The following is a 16,490-nucleotide window of genomic DNA, read 5'->3' as shown; positions in this document are numbered from 1 at the left end:
GCGGCTTATTCAGCCAGCTTCTTCATCGCCAGTTCCACCTTGCCGCCGAGGACTTCGATCTTTTTGCTGATCTCCTCGATCTGGGCGGCGGTGGCGGCATCGATCAGGTACGCGGCCTGACCATCGGCCTCAAACACCGTGTGGCCCGCACCGGCTACATTGGGCAGCAGGGCGGCGGACACACCGCTGACGCGGATATACCAGGGGTAGACGGCCTCGTCCTTCAGCTGGCCTTCCAGTTTGGGGGCCGGTTTCCAGAACAGGCTGTCGTGAATGTGTGCGCCCTCTTTCAGGGCGTCGATGACGTCGGCCACCACGGCGCTGGCAGTGGGCAGCTTGCCTGCACCCTTGCCGTAGAACACGACATCGCCCAGCATATCGCCTTTCATCAGCACGGCGTTGAACACATCGTCCACGTCGGCCAGCTGGTTGGCATTGGAAACCAGCATCGGCTCCACACCGGCGGCCATCTGGCCGTTCTCGCCCTCGTTATACCAGGCGATCAGCTTGATGGCGGAATCCAGCTTTTCGGCGGCCTGGATGTCGGCCACCGTGATGTCACGGATGCCGCGGGCCGGGATGTTATCGGGGTAAACATGATGACCGCAGGCCAGGCTGGCCAGGATGGCGATCTTGCGGCAGGCGTCACGGCCGTCCACGTCGTCGCCGGGGTCCTTCGTCTCGGCATAGCCAAGCTGCTGGGCGATCTTGAGGGCCTCATCAAAGCCCATGTTCTCGCGCTTCATCTTGGTCAGCATAAAGTTGGTGGTGCCATTGACGATGCCCTGGATCTGGCTGATATGGTTGGCGGCCAGGCATTGGTGCATCGGAGTAATGATAGGCGTGCCGCCGCCAACGCTGGCCTCGAACAGGAAGGCCACGTTATGCTCCTTGGCCAGGGCCAGCAGTTCGGCACCGTAGGTAGCGACCATCTCCTTGTTGGAGGTGCAGACACTGCGGCCGCTTTCCAGGCACTGGCGGACATACGGGTAGGCAAACCTGGTGCCGCCGATGGTCTCCACCACGACCTTGACCTCGGGGTCAGCGAGGATGGTATCGATAGAGTTGGTAAACAGGGCGGCGTCCGGCGAGGAAGAGAAATCGCGGACGTCCAGGATGTATTTGACCTCCACCGGCTCGCCAGCGCGGCGGGCGATGGAGGCCGCATTGCGGCGGCAGACTTCCAGCACGCCGCTGCCGACGGTACCAAAGCCCATAATTGCAATTTTAGCCATGAGAAAATTCCCCTTTCGGTATTTCTTGCAGATAAGGCCGTTTATGCGCCGCGGTGGATCTCCACCACGCAGGGCTGGCGGGACAGGCGGGTCAGCATCTCGTCCACCGTCATCTGCATGGTGCCGGTGCGCACGGTAACTTCCACCTGGGCCGCGCCGTTCTCCGGGCGGGACTGGGTGATGGTCACGATGGATGCACCTGCCGCCGAAATGCCGGACAGCAGCCCCTGCAGGGCGCCCGTCTTATCCAGCAGCGTGGCCACCACGGTGATGGTCTCGCGGCCGGTCTCGGCATCAAAGACGGTATCCTTATATTTATAGAAAGCACTGCGGGAAATACCAGCCTGGCGGGCAGCTGCCGAAATGTTGGGCACTGCCCCCGAGGCTAAAAGCTCTTTGGCCTGCAATACCTTACCGAAAACTTCCGGCAGAACATCTGCATCGACCAATAGGAAACGACGTTCAGGCATCGTGTCCCCTCCTTGCGTACATTTGTGTTTCAACAGGATTTACTATAACACGGAAAACACCGTTATGCAAGTCTTTTAGGGCAAATTTCCCGCATTTTCCCTGCAATTTATGCAGTTTGACGGTTTGCCCCTCCTTATCCACCGATGTTTTTGTGTAAAGACAACTGTATTTGTTACGCAAACAAAAATCCCCCAGCTGTTTGACAGCCAGGGGACATTGTGTTTAAGTGTTTTTGTTTTTACTCGGTGGGTTCGGTGGTGGTGTCGCCATCCTGGGCACCCTCGGCAGCGGCCTGGGCCAGGGCGGCATAGGGGTCATCCGTCGAAGCTGCATAGCTGCTGTCAGGCATGTTATCCTCGGTATAGTAGCCAATGGCACCGCCGCCGGAGATGATGGCGCCCGTGGAGGTGTCGAAGTGACGTTCCACAACGTTTTCGCTGGTGGCAAACTCCTTGTAGGGCAGGTCTGCCTGCAGCTCTTCCATCATGTTCTTCCAGGCTTTCTGGATGGGCGTACCGTATTTACCGCCGCTGTACTGGGACATATCCTCCGGGCGGTCAAAGCCCCACCACAGGGCCGTGACGTAGTAGGGGGTCAGGGCAGCGAAGGTGTAATCCTTGTTGTTGCTGGTAGTACCGGTCTTGGCGACCGCGTCCATACCGCCTGCCTGGGGCACGCCGATGCTGGAAGCCGTACCGCCGGTCTTCAGGACGTTGGCCAGCATACGGTTCATGATCTGCGCGGTCTCGGGGCTGATAGCCTGGGTGGTGTTGATATACTTGGTGTTATCCAGCACCGTGTTGCCCAGGTAATCTTCCACTTCGGTATAGTAGTGCGGGCTGGTGAAGGTACCACCGTTGAAGATGGAGTAGGCACCGGCCAGCTGCACCACGGTCATGCCGCGGCTCTGGCCGCCCAGCACCAGAGGTGCCAGGTCCATATCGTTTTCGGCGCTGATATAGCTGCATTCCAGCGTATCATGCACGAAGTTGTACAGGTAATCCACGCCGACCATGTTGCCGACCCAGACAGCCACCGTGTTGTAGGACTGACGCAGGGCGTCATACACCAGCATGGGGTTGCCCTGGCCGCCGGCACCGCCGTAGTTGGTGGGCCAATCGCGCCAGATGTCGCTGCGGGACTGGGCTGCAGCGGAGTACTTGTCCATATAAGAGTACTGCTCTTTCAGCACTTCCTTATCAGCAGCCGAATAGAACGGCGCGTCCAGAATCTGGGAAGAGTAGTTGATCAGGCCGTAATCCAGCGCCAGGCAGTAGGCGCCGATGGGCTTCATGGTAGAACCGGTCTGGTGCGGGATCGTGGCGCGGTTGGTGCCCAGGTCGTACTGCTTTTCGCCAATGCCGCCGCCGATGCCCAGGATGTTGCCGTTATAGTCCAGGATCGCAGCCGAAGCCTCGGTGCGGACTTTCTCGTACACGCAGAGGTAGACGGTGTCATCGTTGGGATAGTTCGGGTCGGTGGAGGTGCCCTTCTTCAGTTCAGTCTCGGCATCATCCTCGTAGACGGGGATGTCCTCGACGCCGTAGACAGCGTAGCCGTCCTTGGTGACGGGCAGGCCGGTGGCTTCGTCGTACTGCACATCGTCCCAACTGCTGCTATCCGCCGGGTAGTCGCGCAGGGCGACCGGCGCTTCGTGCCAGAGGGCCGGAATGGCGTCATCGGCGTTGTACAGTTCTTCCTCGATGACGCTCTGGACCTTGGGATCGACGGTGGAGTAGACGCGCAGGCCGCCGTTGAAGATCAGCGAGCTGGCTTCCTCGGCCGTGTAGTTGGCCTTCTCCTGCAGGTCGTTGAGCAGCTCATAGTAGAGTGCATCGGTGAAGTAGGAGTTGTTGGAGGTGCGGGTCACGTTCTCGGCACCGCCCTTGCTCTCCACCACCTTGATGGTCTCCGCCGTTGCGGAATTATACTCATCCTCGGTGATGTAGCCCTGGTTGTACATCTCATACAGCACGTGGTTGCGGCGCTTCATCAACTGTTCGGGGTTGGTGAAGGGGTTGTACTTGGTCGGGTTCTTGGTGATGGATGCGAGGATGGCGCACTCAGAGAGGGTCAGATCCTCGACATGCTTGCCAAAGTACTCGTTGGCGCCGGCCTCCATGCCGCAAACGATACCGGTCAGCGGGATGGTGTTGAGGTAGGCTTCCAGAACGGTCTCTTTGCTGTACTTGTTGGACAGACCCAGGGCGCGGAAGATCTCACGCACCTTACGCATCTTGTCAGTCTCATTATCGCCGGTCAGGTTTTTGATCAGCTGCTGTTCCAGCGTGGATGCACCCTGCTGGGAGCCGTACAGTGCATGGTCGGTAAACTCGTTCAGCGCGGCACCGATGGTACGCTTGATATTGATGCCGGGCTCGTTGTAGAAGTCCTTATCCTCGATAGCGATAACCGCGTGCTGGAGGTTCTCCGGCATGGCGGAAAGCTCGCGCCAGATACGGTTCTCGCCCTTGGTCAGGGTGGCGTACTCGTCGCTGTTTTTGTCGTAGACAATGGTGGTCTGTTTGTTTTTCTGGTTATCCAGGTCCAGGACATCGCCATCGTTTGCCGTGACCTGCACGATGTACATCGAGAGCAGGACGCCGCCTACGCTGGCCGCCATGACGCAGACGCAAAGCAGGCAGCCGATAAAGCGGAAGAACGCCGCCACCGGGTGGCGCTTACGCTTCGGTTTCTTTTTCTTGGGTACCGGCTGCCCGGTGGCCCCTGCGGTAGATTTTACGCCATCGGTTGAAATGTGGCGCGGCTGTTTGGGTTCTATGGGAACCGCCTCCTTAATCTCATAATAAAGCAAAGCGTACAGCAAAAGCCGTCACACAGAATCGCATAATGCTATAGGATAGATTATAGCACAAACAGACAGAAAAAGTATACCCCCGCAGACAAAATTCACAACTTTTTGATTTTGTGGCGATACTGCGTCCATACTAGTGGGAAAGGAGCGTGAAACTATGGGAAATGCACAAAAATCAGCGAAATATTTGTACCTTTCGCTGCTGGGGGCGCTGGCAGTGCTTTGCATTGCGGCGGGCATCTGGTGGTTTATCCGGGGCCAGCAGCGGGCCGAGCCGCAGTATCTGTTAAAAGACAACGGCGGCCATCCGGCGCTGTATACCATCGACGGCAGCGGCCCGCTGGCCCGGTACGATGAAATTTACACCCGCCTTTTGCCCGAAGGCGACGCTTTGGCTTTGCAGCAGGGCGTGCCCATTACCGACGAGCGCGAACTGCAGAAACGGCTGGAAGATTACGGCCTGTAAAGCGCGAAATTGCCTTGCACGGCGGGGTGTTTTATGGTATATTATAGGTAACTACCATATTAAAGGTAAAATAAAGGAGTACCCTATTATGACTGAACAGGAAATTTTGGCCGCTGTGCAGGATATTTTCCGCGATAATTTTGATGATGACACCCTGGAGATCACCCGCGCCACCTGCGCCGATGACATCGAGGATTGGGACAGCCTGGAGCAGATCAACCTGCTGACCGCTATCGAGAAGAAGTTCAACATCAAGTTCAAGCTCTCTGACGTGCGCGGTTTGAAGGACGTCGGTGATTTGCTGGATCTGGTTGCACGGATGGTGTAATTCACATCCTGTTTTGCAGCCCACGGGTGAACAATGCTCGCCCCTGCAAGCAGGTGCACACCTCAAAAAATATTTTAGGCGGCCGGTGCCGCCTTTTTTTCGCAGCTTCACAGCTCACGAGGAGGATGTATGAATCACTATACCCTTGCCGAGATGGTGCCCGGTTTGAGTGAGGAATTCACCGTCACCGTCACCGCCGAAATGATGGATCAGTTCAAGGCCATTACCGGCGATGTCTCCCCCATCCACATCGATGCCGATTATGCCAAGGACCGCGGCTTTCCCGGCCGGGTGGTGTACGGCATGCTGGGGGCCAGCTTTTTTTCCACCCTAGCGGGCGTTTACCTGCCCGGCGAGCACTGCCTGCTGCATGGGGTCGAGTGCAAGTTTGCCAAGCCCATCTTCATCGGCGATACGCTGACCGTCAAGGGCACCGTGGAGCGTGTGAGCGAGATCGGCAGCGAGGCTGAGATCAAGGCTGTCATCACCAATCAGGACGGCAAGCGGGTCACCCGCGGCATCATCAAGGCCGGGCTTGCCAAGTAACTTTAACGATTTGTAAGGGAGGTTTTTCCCATGGCATATACTTACCTGATCACCGGCGCCACCAGCGATGTGGGCCGCACGCTGATCGAGCGGCTGCTGCACAACGCCCCGGCCGACACGCTGGTTCTGGCCCAGGGATGCGGCGACCTGGCCAAAATGGCCGAGTTGTGCCGCAGGTATCCCGGCCAGCTGCGCACCTACGACGTAGATCTTTCCGACCGCGCCAAGGTGGACGCTTTTGTGGAGGTGCTGGCAGCGGACGCCCCGGCCCCGACCCACTTTATCCACCTGCCTGCTTTGCCGGTAGTCAACACCAAGTTCAAGGCTTTTGACCAGCGCCGGTTTGATCTGGATTTGGAGATCGAAGTCCACAGTGCCGTGCGCATCTGCAAAGCCGTGCTGCCTGCCATGGCCCGTGCCAAGTTTGGCCGTGTGCTGTTCATCCAGACCAGCTACACCATCGGCTGCCCGCCCAAAAACACCGCCGCTTATGTGATGGCCAAGAGCGCCATCGGCGGGCTGGTGAAGAGCCTGGCCGTGGAGTACGCCAAGTTCGGCGTCACGGTCAACTGCGTGGCCCCCAGCATGATGGAGACCCACTTCCTGAAGGACACCCCCGACCTCATCGTGCAGGCGGCTGCCGAGGACAACCCTATGGGCCGCAACGCCACCCCGGCCGACGTGGTGCCCGCTATGGCGTTCCTGCTCTCGGATGAGGCAGGCTTCATTACCGGCGTAACGCTGCCGGTGACGGGAGGTTCGGCCATTGTCTGAGGTAACATTCCGCCTGGCCCGCCTGGGTGAAGATCAGGCGATCATCGATTTTATCAATGCCAATTTTGATATGCGTCTGCCGCTCATCAACCGGCCGGAGTTGTACCACCACTATTATGCGGGCCGCGGCGGCGTGCCCCAGTTTGCGGTGGCCGAGGATGACGGTAAGTACGTCAGTGCCGCCGGGTACATCCTGGCCAACACGAACCGTCGCCCCGATGTGTGGGTCAGCGTGTGGGTGGCCGTCAAAGGCCGCAACGGCGTAGGGCTGGAGCTGATGAACGCCCTGCCCGACCTGCTGCATGCCAACGTGCTGGCCTGCAACAACATCCGCCCCAACACCTGCACATTCTACCAGTTTTTGGGGTGGAAGGCTGAGCGCCTGCCCCACTATTACCGTCTGGGCCGCCGCAAGGATTACCAGCTGGCCAAACCGCTGCGGTACATACTGCCCCCGGTCCAGCGTGATTTAGGGCTGGAAAAAGTAGAGGACGCGGCCGACCTGATCCCGCTGGGGATGCCTGCCACGCCCCACACGCCGGTGAAGGATACCTGGTATCTGCGGCGGCGGTATTTCCGTTATCCCTACTTCCACTACGATGTCTGGGCCGCGCGGGGAAACGGCAAGCTGCTGGCCTACGTGGTGACCCGCACCGTAACCGCTGAGGAGACCGGCTGCGTGCCGGTGGTGCGGCTGGTGGACTTCATTGGCGAGGATGCCGTTCTGCCCCGTTTGGGTGGTGCACTGGACGCCATACTAAACCGCGCAGGCGGCGAATATATGGACTGCTACAACGCCGGTATTCCCGCCGAAGTCTGGCAGGCCGCCGGTTTTACCGAGCGGCTGGAGGGCGACGGCAGCGTCATCCCCAACTATCTGACCCCTCCACTGCTGGAAAACACCGAGTATTACTACTTTACCAACAAGCCGGAAAACTTTGTACTGTTCAAGGCTGACGGCGACCAGGACCGCCCCAACCTGAAATAGCTTTATGCGCCTCTCTTCCCTGCCCCGTTTTGGCGGCAGGGATTTTTTATTTGACTGCACATAAATAAAGCACAAAAAACAGCCCGCCCGGAAGCGAGAGAACTTCCGGGCGGGCTGCCTTAATGGGAGATATATTGAGATACGGAATTGTTTAATGCTTAGTCGTCATTGCTGACGCGGACGACGACCTTCATGTAGTTGCCGGGATTCTTCTCGATATCCACGATGGTATCGGGAGCCTCGTCCATGGTGACAGTCTTGGTCAGAATCTTCATCATATCGACCTTGCGGCTGTTGATGAGGTCCAGAGCCTCCTCAAATTCGCCAGCACTGGTGCGGGCACCGCGGATGTCGATTTCCTTCTTGGTGATGACATCGGTGGGCAGGCTGGTTTCCTTCTTGGGCCAGCCGGTCAGGGTGATGCGGCCTGCGTTGGAGACCAGGTCGAAGGTCTGGCGGATAGCAGGGTTGGCGCCGGAGCACTCCATGACCTGATGCGCCATCTCGCCGCCGGTGATTTCCTTGATGCGCTCAACGGGATCTTCCTTGCCGGAGTTGATGACATACTCGATGCCAAGGCTCTTGGCGAAGTCCAGGCGCTCCTGCACGAGGTCGAGCAGGATGGCATGAGCACCGTAAGCCTGGGCAACCATACCGGCAACCAGGCCGATGGGGCCTGCACCGATGATGGCGCAGTACTCGCCGGCCTGCAGGCCGCCGCGATGGATGCCGTGCAGGCTGATGGTCAGGGGTTCGGCCATAGCGGCCTGCTCCCAGCTCATGCCCTCGGGGATCTTGATGAGCATATCAGCGGGGTGGCAGTAGTACTCAGCCATGCCGCCGTCTACATGCACACCCAGAACCTTCAGGTCGGTGCAGCAGTTGGTACGGCCGATGCGGCAGGGATAGCAGTGGCCGCAGTACAGGTACGGGTCCACTACAACACGGTCGCCGACTTTGATGCCGTTCTTGTTGTTCTCCGGGATGGATTCCACAATGCCAGCCAGCTCGTGGCCGATGACGCGGGGATAAGAAACCAGACCATTGGTGCCGCGGAAAGCACCGATGTCACTGCCGCAGATGCCGGCGGCGACCACCTTGATCAAAGCCTCGCCGGGTTTCGGCACGGGCTTTTCAATGTCAACGCAAGAGATTTTCCAAGGCTCAGCCAACTTGATTACTTTCATGATGAAATAACGACCTTTCAATAATTCCTGTTACAAAAGCGATAGATACAAATGATACAAAACTAAGATCAGACCTTGACCTTAACAACGACCTTACGGACGAACTCCGGCTCGCCAGCTGCGCAGCGGGGCTTGTGAGCATCCTCGGGGGCAACGACGATCATATCGCCGGGCAGCAGCAGGACGGTGCCGCTCATAGCGGGCTCCTCGTAGAACTTCAGGTCGTTCTCGGGGTGATCCTCTTTCAGGACCAAGCCCTCGCGCTTGCAGACGCCGAACTGCTCTTTGCCGGAGATGACATACTGGATGTCGAAGAACTTATCGTGAGTCTCGAAGGAGCCTTCGCTTGCGGGGAAGGTGGTGTACTCCTGCACGTTAGCGGTCACGCCCTCGTAGATGGGATAGCTGCCAGCGGGGGTGTTGTCCAGGTCGGTCTCGGCCAGCCACTTGTAAGCAGCCTGGAATTTATCATCGAGATAGTTGTACTTGGTAGCCTGAGAAATCGGTGCAAAATACATAATGAACGCTCCTTTGCTTGCTCTAAAGTAATAAGTTCTATATCGTCTATTATAATAAGGTAGGGACTTGTGTTTCAGCAGCGGGAAGAATTACTTCTTCTCGTCTTCCTTCATGTTGTCCAGGATGCAGGTGCTGGCGATGTCCTTGGTGTCCATCTTGCCGGCAGCCAGATCCAGGCACTGCTGCCAGACCTGCTCATCCACAACAACACCCTCAGCCAGGTTGCGGGCACGGGTAGCAGCGGTGCGCTCGCCCGGGCAGGTGACATGGCCGCCCTCTTTCTCCGGGGTGGTAGCATCAGCAGCGGCTACGCGGTCATCAAACTTAGCCTGGATCTCCTCTTCCTCGCCGAACAGGTACGGATCGTAGGCGATGAAGATCTGGCAGCAGCCGGTGCAGCTGCCCTGGCCCTCACGGTCCAGATCAGCGCCGGTCTTGCCGTTAGCCATAGCAGCGGCAGCCAGGTCCAGGGCGATGGCCATGCCGGAGCCCTTCCAGTAACCGGTGGGCAGGATGCGGCCGGAAGCCTCGATGGCGCCGGGATCGCTGGTCAGGTTGCCGTCCTTATCGAAGCCGCCGGGGAAAGGCAGCTGCTTGCCGGCCAGACGATAGACGCCCAGCTTGCCGTAAGCGTACTGGCTCATGGCCATATCCAGGACGATGGGGCCGCTCTTACGCGGGATGGCGATGCAGAACGGGTTGTTGCCGACGCCAGGGACTTTGGAGCCCCACATGGGCATGCAGCTCTCGGTGTTGGTCCAGCTGATACCGATGAAACCGGCCTGGGCAGCCTGCCAGGCGTAAGAACCGCCGCGCATCCAGTGGGTGGTGTTCTTCAGGGCAACACAGCCGATGCCGTGCTCTTTGGCCAGGGCCACAGCGCGATCCATGCAGAAGGTGGCGTTCAGAGTGCCAATGCCCAGGTGGCCGTCATAGTTCTCAACAGCGCCCTTTGCACCGACCAGCTCGGGCTCAGCATTGATGTCGACCCAGCCCTTCTGGACATACTCGGCAAAGCGGGGCACACGGTTCAGGCCGTGGCTCTCGATGCCTTCCAGACTGCTCTCGGTGTGGATCTCAGCGCACTTTTCAGCCTTCTCCTGGCTCAGGCCCAGATTCAGGAATGCCTGCGTAACGGTAGATTTGACAGTTTCATAAGGTACGCGAATACTCATATTCATTCTCTCCTTTTTGATCAGCGCGGTGGTCTTGTTGTGTCTGCTTTTTTCTTGCTTCGCCGGATGTTCGCTGATATATCAGCTTATCCGTTGATATTATCAGCATAACACAGCTTAAACCGAATTGCAACTGTTGATTTTACCAGATTTTCTCTGTAAAAATCATGCTTTTGCACAAAGTTTTGCCAAATGGGTTGCATGTTGGATTTTTAACTGATATATTAGTGGAAAGACTATATATCGTATGCGTCCAACAAAGGAGGGTCTGCGATGGATCTGCTGGTTCCCCAGCCACGCCCCAAAGAGAGCAACCGCGAGTACGCCTGCCGCGTGCTGCGCATGAATATCATGACATTCCGCTTAAAGCCCGGCGAACCGCTGAGCGAGATCGAGATTGCCAAGCTGTTCCAGATGAGCCGTACCCCGGTGCATGAAGCCATCACCACACTGCACAACGATTGGCTGATCGAGATCTTCCCCCAGCGGGGCACCCAGGTCAGCCGCATCGACCCAGCGCTGGTCAAGGAGGGCTACTCCACCCGTCTGCTGCTGGAAAGTGCATTATTAAAGGATGTGGCTGGTAAGATCGGCCGCAGCCAGGTGCAGGAACTTTGGGATTGCATGTGCCACCAGGAAAGCCTGCGGCCCCGCATGCCCGACGCCGTGGATGAGTTCATCCATCTGGACGACGAGTTCCACCGTCTGATGTACTACTTCGGCGGGCGCAGCCACACCTGGCTGGCTATCCGCGGGCTGGTCTCCCACTACGACCGGCTGCGCTATCTCGATGCGCTGGATGGCGATTGCGATTACGACCGTGTGACCCGCCAGCACCGGGAATTTTGCGATTATCTGCTGATGGGCCTGCCGGACAACGTGCAGCCCGAGGTGAAGATCAGCGAGCATCTGACCAGCTTCAGGGGCAACCTGATGGACAAGATCGAGCGCTACCCGGGCTATTTTACCATCGACAACGTAAGTGTATAACAAAAACACAAAAACTGCCGCGCAGCTTTGTTGCCAAAGCCGTGCGGCAGTCTTTCTTTATCTGAACAGGCAGCTGTGCTGTCAGGAAGCTGCCCCCCTGCTGCTGCGCGGAGCTGCGGGTAAAGTTGTTCAGAGAATGCCGAACAGCTTTTTGGCCGGGGGCGGGGTGGTCATGGCGTCCAGCAGGTAGTCATACAGCATCTGCATGGCCTCGGGCTGGACCCACTTGATGGCATCGCGGAAGCCGCCGTGCATGGTGGAGGCGACTTCCATCTCCCCCAGCATCATCTTGAACTCGGGGCTGCGGCCCAGCAGGCCCATGCCCTGGGCGGCCATGGCCGTCAGGTACTTGGTGTCCCACCTGGGCATAACGGCAATGCTGACCACCGGCTGGCGGCGGGTGGTGAAACAAACGTTGTCACCCTCCGGCATATACTTGACCAGTTCGCCGTGGTGGGCGTCCAGCCGTTCCTTGGCGCAGAAGGTCCGCGCACCGGCGCGGTTCTCGCTGCCGCGGGCGTAGACAGCGATGGTATCGCCGTAACCGCACATATCCAGGTTGACCACGCAGCTCACCTCACGCTTGCGGCCATCCTCAAACAATTTGGCACCGCTGTGGCCGGATTCCTCGCCATCGAAAAAGGCGATCGTGGCCGGTATCTTGCGCTGCTGTAACTCTTTGGCCAAGGCGATCAGGATACAGACGGCGGCAGCGTTATCGTTGGCGCCGGTACTGCCGGGGTGTGCGTCGTAATGGGCGCAGAACAGCGGTCCTTTGGCGTCCTTGTCGGCCGTATACAGCAGATAGTTGCGGGCGGCCTTGCGGCGCTCATCCGCTTCACATTCCTGGATCTCCGGGGTCAGACCCTCAGCGGTCAGCGCGTTTTCTAAAGCGGTGCGGCGGGCCTGGGGGTCAGCCTGGGCCAGTTCGGCCAGATGTTTTTCGATTTCCACAGCGGTTCCTTTCTTCAGGTCACAGGCAGGTGTCCAGTGCGACCTTGATGACGATTTTGCGGATCTTGGCAGGCTCCCCTACCTGGATGGCCGGGATGTGTACATCCCAAGGGAAGAACATTGCATAGCTGCCGGGCTGCATCTCGATGACACCTTCGCGGGCGTTCGGGTTATTCTTGTAGAAGCAGATGTCCCGCGGGGTGTCCAGCAGGTTCTCGTCCACCTCGTTATCGCCCAGGTCAGGATACCAGCCGATGCGCTCGGGGCCGCCGGCGGCCAGGAACTGCACGTCGATATACTTGCGGTGACATTCGGGGCGCAGGTTCTCGCGGGGGCCAGTGGACTGGTCGATGACCTGCAGGATCATCTTGTCGCCGTCCAGCTCAAACTTGCCGGGTTCATGGGCAGCCAGGTCGTTGTCCTTCAGGAACTGCACAGCGCGCTGCAGCGGCTCGGGCAGGACGGCCAGGTTGCTTTTTTCATGGATATTGCCAGAAATCATAATTTTGCTCTCCTTATGCGGAAATTACTGCATAGAGGTCACGCCGCCATCCACTTTGAGGGTAACACCAGTGATAAACTCGGAGCCCTCGCTGCAGAGGAAGAGGACTGCGGCGGCCATATCTTTGCCGGTGCCCAGACGTCCGTAAGGGATGCGCTTGACCAGCGAGTTGTAGAATACGGGGTCGGACAGGCGGTCGGCGTTGATGGGGGTCACGACGAAGGTCGGCGCAATGGCGTTGACCGAGATGCCGAACTTGGCCCACTCACAGGCCAGCTGGGCGGTGTACATGTTGATGGCACCCTTACTGGCGCAGTAGGCGGTGTAGTCGCGGTCGGTACCCAGGAACGCCTTAGCAGAGGACAGGTTGACAATACGGCCCTTGTGGGCGGGGATCATCCAGCGCTTGCCGCACATTTTACTGACATTGTGGGTGCCCAGGACGTTCAGCGACATGACCTTATTGAAGGACTCGGCGTCGTAATCCTCGGCATGCTTCAGGATGTTCATGCCGGCGCTGTTGACCAGCATCGTGACGGGCCCCAGCTCTTTTTCGATGATGTCGCCCATCTTCTCGATATCTTCCTCTTTGGTGATGTCGCAGTAGACGGGCAGGTAGCGGCGGCCTTCGGCGGCGGCCAACTCGGCCAGTTCGGGGGCGCTTTCGGGGTGCCGGCTGCAGACAGCAACGTCCACACCATTCTGCAAAAACGCCTCGGCAATGGCATGACCCAGGCCGCTGGTGCCGCCAGTGACCAGTGCTACCTTACCGGCCGGGTCGAACAGGTTTTTCATCGAACCTTCCATGGTTTTCTTCTCCTTTTTCAGAAAAAGGCTTCCCCCGCAGAGGGGAAGCCTTTGAATTGCTATAACTTAGCGGGTGAAGCCGGGCAGACCCTCGATTGCGTAAACGCGAGTCGGGCAGGAGTCCAGGCCGATGATGTTCATCGGAGCATAGCTGATGAAGAAAGTATCGGTCTTGAGCAGCTCCAGGTTGCACAGAACTTCCAGGAAGGTGCAGTTCTGAGCCATCAGGATGTCGTGGAAGGGCTTAACGTTGCGGACGTCACCCTCGATGGCAACGCCATCACCGAAACCAACGCACTGGACCTTGCGGTCAGCCAGCCACTGAGCCATCTCAGCGCCGACCTGCAGACGGTGGTCAGTGGGGCCGCCGGTCAGGCTGGTGAAGGGAGGGATTTTGTGGGGGCTATCCAGGATGACGGTATCGCCGGGCTGGACGCGGTCACCGATAGCGGCTTCCAGGTCAGCAGCGGTGATCTGATGATCCTCGGGCAGATCCAGCACACAGTAGATGCCGCGGCCCATGAACTGATCCAGGGGCAGCTCAGCAACGCTGGGCCAGTTGGAGTCGTGATGGTAGGGGCACTCGCAGTGGGTACCCAGATGGCTGCCGATGTCCACGTTGGTGTGGAAGTCAGGCACGTCACCACCGGTGTTGAAGCGCCACAGGTTGCAGCGGCGGCTCTCGGTGTACGGGTCAACGCACTTGCTCAGGTCGACGATGTGCAGGTTGCCCTTCATGTATTCTTTCGGGGGCAGCTTGTCAGCGGGGACGGCTTTCGGTTTGCCAGCAACCCAATCATAAGTCAAAGGCTGTTCAGACATAGGGAAAATCCTCCTTTAAAAATGTGCATTTATCTTCAAGGGTATCCGGGTTCCGGACACCCCGAAGTACAAAAGATTTGTGCCAAATCAGGCCTTCGGGCGGCCCTCCATGGCGTGGATCAGCTCGACCAGGAACTCATGGCTGGGGGTAGCAACGCCAGACTTCTTGCCGGCGCGGACAACACTGCCGCTGATGGTATCGACCTCGCTGCGGCGGCCGTCGCGCAGGTCAGCGTAGATGCTGGTCAGGCCGTTGGGAGACTTATCGCAGACTGCCTTGACCTCGGCGACCTTTTCGTCATAGTCGAAGTCCATGCCCAGGCCTGCGGCAGCATCCACAGCCTCGCGGATCAGCTGGCAGCAGAGCTTCCAAGCGTGCTCGTTGGAAGAGATGTAGCCCAGGGGCACCTGCAGGGCACCGGTCAGGGCACTGGCGGAAACGTTGGTGAACAGCTTGTTCCAGATCATCTTCTGGACGCCGTCGGAAACGTCAGCCTCGAGGCCGCACTCAGTGAAGGCATCAGCAAACTTCTGCAGCCGGGCAGCTTCGCCGACAACGCAGCCCATGTGGGTCATGCCGCTGCCGCCGTGCTTGGTGACGCCCAAACCGGCTACGCTGGCGTTGTGCTGGGTGGTACCGATGATGATATGATCCTGCGGGACGAACTTGCCCAGCAGATCCTCATGGCCGCTGCCGTTCTGCAGGGTCATGATGTAGGTGTCGGGTCCGATGATGCCCTTGTTGTTGTTCAGGGCGCCTTCGCTGAACATGGCCTTGACGAAGACGATGATCAGGTCAACAGGCCCCATGCCCTCGGTAGAAAGAACCGCGTGGGGATGGAAGACGTTGGAGGTGCCGTCCGGTTCCTGGACTTCCAGGCCCTCGTCGTTCACCTTTTCCACCAGTGCGGCGTTTACATCGATCACGGTCACTTCGTTGTGGCGGCTCAGGTACGAGCTGTACAGCCCGCCCATGGCGCCGGAACCAAGAACTGCGATTTTCATAGGTAGTTGCTCCTTCCGAATCCGTTTACTTTATAGTAATATATAATATATTTCCCACCGGGGTCTGTCTGCCAGGCAGCGCCCGCAGGGCTGTCCCGGAATGGTTCAAATAAAATCATTCAAAGAAGTAAGGCCGCTGGTAGCGGCATTCTTCCAAAAGCGGCTTCACCAGGTCAAACTCAGCTTCCAGCGCGTGGGCCGCCATCTCGTAGTCACGCATGGCCAGGCCCTGCACGACGGTGGAGTGCTGCTCGGCCACATAGCGCCAGAGGTCGGCGCTTTCCATCATGCGGAGCAGCCGGTACAAATCGCCGCTGTTGCGCTCCAGTACATCCATGACAGGCTCACGCCCTGCCATAGAGTACAAGGTGCGGTGGAACTCCAAATGCAGGCGTGCCATTTTGATGATGGCGCCGCCCTGCAAGGCTTCCAGCTCGGCCGCCACACAATGCTCCAGCGGCTCCAGCGTAGTCGGGCGGTGATTGTACAATTCGCCCAAAACCGCCTGGCTGACCGTGCGGTGCATCCACACCGTCTGGCGGATCATGTCGGTGTTCAGCGGCGGCACCACGGCCCCGCGGGGCACCGGGCGCAGCATCTTCTCGCGCTCTAAGCGGGAGAAAGTATCATGCACCGGCGTGCGGCTGACCTGCAGCTCAGCGGCTACATCGGTCTCAGCCAGTTTCACGCCGGGATGCAGGAACATCTCCTTTATATAAGTAGAAAGGACACGATAAACAAACGCACGGGCGGATTCTTCGGGGGCACGTACACTGCGTACATCCGTCTGCATATTTATCAGCTCCTTGTATTATAAAATAGTAGTTTTTAAAGTCCCTCTCCAAGGACTGTGCTACACTGTAAGGGATGCTGTAGATTGGTTATCAGCTCCTACCGCAAGACGGT

Annotated in this window: 18 protein-coding genes; 6 read left to right on the top strand and 12 right to left on the bottom strand. The window is 58.4% G+C overall.

What is annotated here, in order from left to right:
* Window positions 1-5: 5 nt before the first annotated feature.
* The 3 genes from OGM81_10350 to OGM81_10340 form a co-directional block, all read right to left on the bottom strand.
* A complete protein-coding gene (locus OGM81_10350) occupies window positions 6-1,235 on the bottom strand; it encodes a homoserine dehydrogenase (GenBank protein ID UYJ42735.1) in 1,230 nt (409 codons plus the stop codon).
* Window positions 1,236-1,276: 41 nt separating this feature from the next.
* The gene (locus OGM81_10345; protein UYJ42734.1) at window positions 1,277-1,705 is read right to left on the bottom strand and encodes an amino acid-binding protein; all 429 of its coding nucleotides are present in this window, start codon (window positions 1,703-1,705) and stop codon (window positions 1,277-1,279) included.
* A 239-nt stretch (window positions 1,706-1,944) separates the two neighbouring features.
* On the bottom strand, window positions 1,945-4,533 hold the full coding sequence (locus tag OGM81_10340; protein ID UYJ42733.1) for a penicillin-binding protein: 2,589 nt from the start codon (window positions 4,531-4,533) through the stop codon (window positions 1,945-1,947).
* 145 nt (window positions 4,534-4,678) lie between these two features.
* Between OGM81_10340 and OGM81_10335 the strand changes: the two genes are divergently transcribed.
* From OGM81_10335 to OGM81_10315, 5 genes are all read left to right on the top strand, one after another.
* Entirely contained in the window at window positions 4,679-4,987 is a 309-nt protein-coding gene (locus OGM81_10335) for a hypothetical protein (protein ID UYJ42732.1), read from the top strand.
* An 88-nt stretch (window positions 4,988-5,075) separates the two neighbouring features.
* Window positions 5,076-5,315, top strand: coding sequence for an acyl carrier protein (locus tag OGM81_10330; GenBank protein UYJ42731.1), 240 nt, complete (start codon window positions 5,076-5,078; stop codon window positions 5,313-5,315).
* Window positions 5,316-5,444: 129 nt separating this feature from the next.
* Complete coding sequence (locus tag OGM81_10325; protein UYJ42730.1) at window positions 5,445-5,861, top strand: MaoC family dehydratase; 417 nt, start codon at window positions 5,445-5,447, stop codon at window positions 5,859-5,861.
* 30 nt (window positions 5,862-5,891) lie between these two features.
* Window positions 5,892-6,635, top strand: coding sequence for an SDR family oxidoreductase (locus OGM81_10320; GenBank protein ID UYJ42729.1), 744 nt, complete (start codon window positions 5,892-5,894; stop codon window positions 6,633-6,635).
* Window positions 6,628-7,623 carry a hypothetical protein gene (locus tag OGM81_10315; protein ID UYJ42728.1) on the top strand — a complete coding sequence of 332 codons (996 nt, stop codon included), beginning with the start codon at window positions 6,628-6,630 and terminating at the stop codon, window positions 7,621-7,623. The genes OGM81_10320 and OGM81_10315 overlap by 8 nt, the downstream gene beginning before the upstream one ends.
* A gap of 158 nt (window positions 7,624-7,781) precedes the next feature.
* Here OGM81_10315 and OGM81_10310 read toward each other — a convergent pair whose 3' ends face one another.
* From OGM81_10310 to yiaK, 3 genes are all read right to left on the bottom strand, one after another.
* Window positions 7,782-8,810 (bottom strand): zinc-binding alcohol dehydrogenase family protein, encoded by a 1,029-nt coding sequence (locus tag OGM81_10310; GenBank protein ID UYJ42727.1) that lies wholly within the window; start codon window positions 8,808-8,810, stop codon window positions 7,782-7,784.
* 68 nt (window positions 8,811-8,878) lie between these two features.
* Window positions 8,879-9,328: a YhcH/YjgK/YiaL family protein gene (locus OGM81_10305; GenBank protein UYJ42726.1), complete on the bottom strand. Its 450-nt coding sequence runs from the start codon at window positions 9,326-9,328 to the stop codon at window positions 8,879-8,881.
* Window positions 9,329-9,418: 90 nt separating this feature from the next.
* Window positions 9,419-10,504: a 3-dehydro-L-gulonate 2-dehydrogenase gene (gene yiaK / locus OGM81_10300; GenBank protein UYJ42725.1), complete on the bottom strand. Its 1,086-nt coding sequence runs from the start codon at window positions 10,502-10,504 to the stop codon at window positions 9,419-9,421.
* A gap of 273 nt (window positions 10,505-10,777) precedes the next feature.
* On the opposite strand from yiaK, the gene OGM81_10295 reads away from it, so the two are divergent.
* On the top strand, window positions 10,778-11,494 hold the full coding sequence (locus tag OGM81_10295; protein ID UYJ42724.1) for a GntR family transcriptional regulator: 717 nt from the start codon (window positions 10,778-10,780) through the stop codon (window positions 11,492-11,494).
* Between the two features lie 129 nt (window positions 11,495-11,623).
* Here the strand turns inward: OGM81_10295 and OGM81_10290 are convergent, their stop codons facing one another.
* From OGM81_10290 to OGM81_10265, 6 genes are all read right to left on the bottom strand, one after another.
* Entirely contained in the window at window positions 11,624-12,448 is an 825-nt protein-coding gene (locus OGM81_10290) for a M28 family metallopeptidase (protein ID UYJ42723.1), read from the bottom strand.
* Between the two features lie 19 nt (window positions 12,449-12,467).
* Entirely contained in the window at window positions 12,468-12,950 is a 483-nt protein-coding gene (locus OGM81_10285; GenBank protein UYJ42722.1) for a YhcH/YjgK/YiaL family protein, read from the bottom strand.
* 24 nt (window positions 12,951-12,974) lie between these two features.
* Window positions 12,975-13,757, bottom strand: coding sequence for an SDR family oxidoreductase (locus OGM81_10280; GenBank protein ID UYJ42721.1), 783 nt, complete (start codon window positions 13,755-13,757; stop codon window positions 12,975-12,977).
* 66 nt (window positions 13,758-13,823) lie between these two features.
* The gene (locus OGM81_10275; protein ID UYJ44994.1) at window positions 13,824-14,495 is read right to left on the bottom strand and encodes a cyclase family protein; all 672 of its coding nucleotides are present in this window, start codon (window positions 14,493-14,495) and stop codon (window positions 13,824-13,826) included.
* A 171-nt stretch (window positions 14,496-14,666) separates the two neighbouring features.
* A complete protein-coding gene (locus OGM81_10270; GenBank protein UYJ42720.1) occupies window positions 14,667-15,584 on the bottom strand; it encodes a 2-dehydropantoate 2-reductase in 918 nt (305 codons plus the stop codon).
* A gap of 115 nt (window positions 15,585-15,699) precedes the next feature.
* Window positions 15,700-16,377 (bottom strand): GntR family transcriptional regulator, encoded by a 678-nt coding sequence (locus OGM81_10265; GenBank protein UYJ42719.1) that lies wholly within the window; start codon window positions 16,375-16,377, stop codon window positions 15,700-15,702.
* Window positions 16,378-16,490 lie beyond the last annotated feature (113 nt).

This window comes from Oscillospiraceae bacterium (assembly GCA_025758045.1).
Taxonomy (GTDB): Bacteria; Bacillota; Clostridia; order Oscillospirales; family Ruminococcaceae; genus Gemmiger.
This window is presented reverse-complemented; position numbering and strand designations above follow the sequence as displayed.

Excerpts from the sequence above, each read along its gene's own strand:
- OGM81_10345 (UYJ42734.1), bottom strand. The coding sequence starts at position 1,705 with ATGCCTGAACGTCGTTTCCTATTGGTCGATGCAGATGTTCTGCCGGAA.
- yiaK (UYJ42725.1), bottom strand. The coding sequence starts at position 10,504 with ATGAGTATTCGCGTACCTTATGAAACTGTCAAATCTACCGTTACGCAG.
- OGM81_10285 (UYJ42722.1), bottom strand. The coding sequence starts at position 12,950 with ATGATTTCTGGCAATATCCATGAAAAAAGCAACCTGGCCGTCCTGCCC.
- OGM81_10270 (UYJ42720.1), bottom strand. The coding sequence starts at position 15,584 with ATGAAAATCGCAGTTCTTGGTTCCGGCGCCATGGGCGGGCTGTACAGC.
- OGM81_10335 (UYJ42732.1), top strand. The coding sequence starts at position 4,679 with ATGGGAAATGCACAAAAATCAGCGAAATATTTGTACCTTTCGCTGCTG.
- OGM81_10310 (UYJ42727.1), bottom strand. The coding sequence starts at position 8,810 with ATGAAAGTAATCAAGTTGGCTGAGCCTTGGAAAATCTCTTGCGTTGAC.
- OGM81_10295 (UYJ42724.1), top strand. The coding sequence starts at position 10,778 with ATGGATCTGCTGGTTCCCCAGCCACGCCCCAAAGAGAGCAACCGCGAG.
- OGM81_10305 (UYJ42726.1), bottom strand. The coding sequence starts at position 9,328 with ATGTATTTTGCACCGATTTCTCAGGCTACCAAGTACAACTATCTCGAT.
- OGM81_10350 (UYJ42735.1), bottom strand. The coding sequence starts at position 1,235 with ATGGCTAAAATTGCAATTATGGGCTTTGGTACCGTCGGCAGCGGCGTG.
- OGM81_10280 (UYJ42721.1), bottom strand. The coding sequence starts at position 13,757 with ATGGAAGGTTCGATGAAAAACCTGTTCGACCCGGCCGGTAAGGTAGCA.
- OGM81_10320 (UYJ42729.1), top strand. The coding sequence starts at position 5,892 with ATGGCATATACTTACCTGATCACCGGCGCCACCAGCGATGTGGGCCGC.
- OGM81_10325 (UYJ42730.1), top strand. The coding sequence starts at position 5,445 with ATGAATCACTATACCCTTGCCGAGATGGTGCCCGGTTTGAGTGAGGAA.
- OGM81_10275 (UYJ44994.1), bottom strand. The coding sequence starts at position 14,495 with ATGAAGGGCAACCTGCACATCGTCGACCTGAGCAAGTGCGTTGACCCG.
- OGM81_10330 (UYJ42731.1), top strand. The coding sequence starts at position 5,076 with ATGACTGAACAGGAAATTTTGGCCGCTGTGCAGGATATTTTCCGCGAT.
- OGM81_10265 (UYJ42719.1), bottom strand. The coding sequence starts at position 16,377 with ATGCAGACGGATGTACGCAGTGTACGTGCCCCCGAAGAATCCGCCCGT.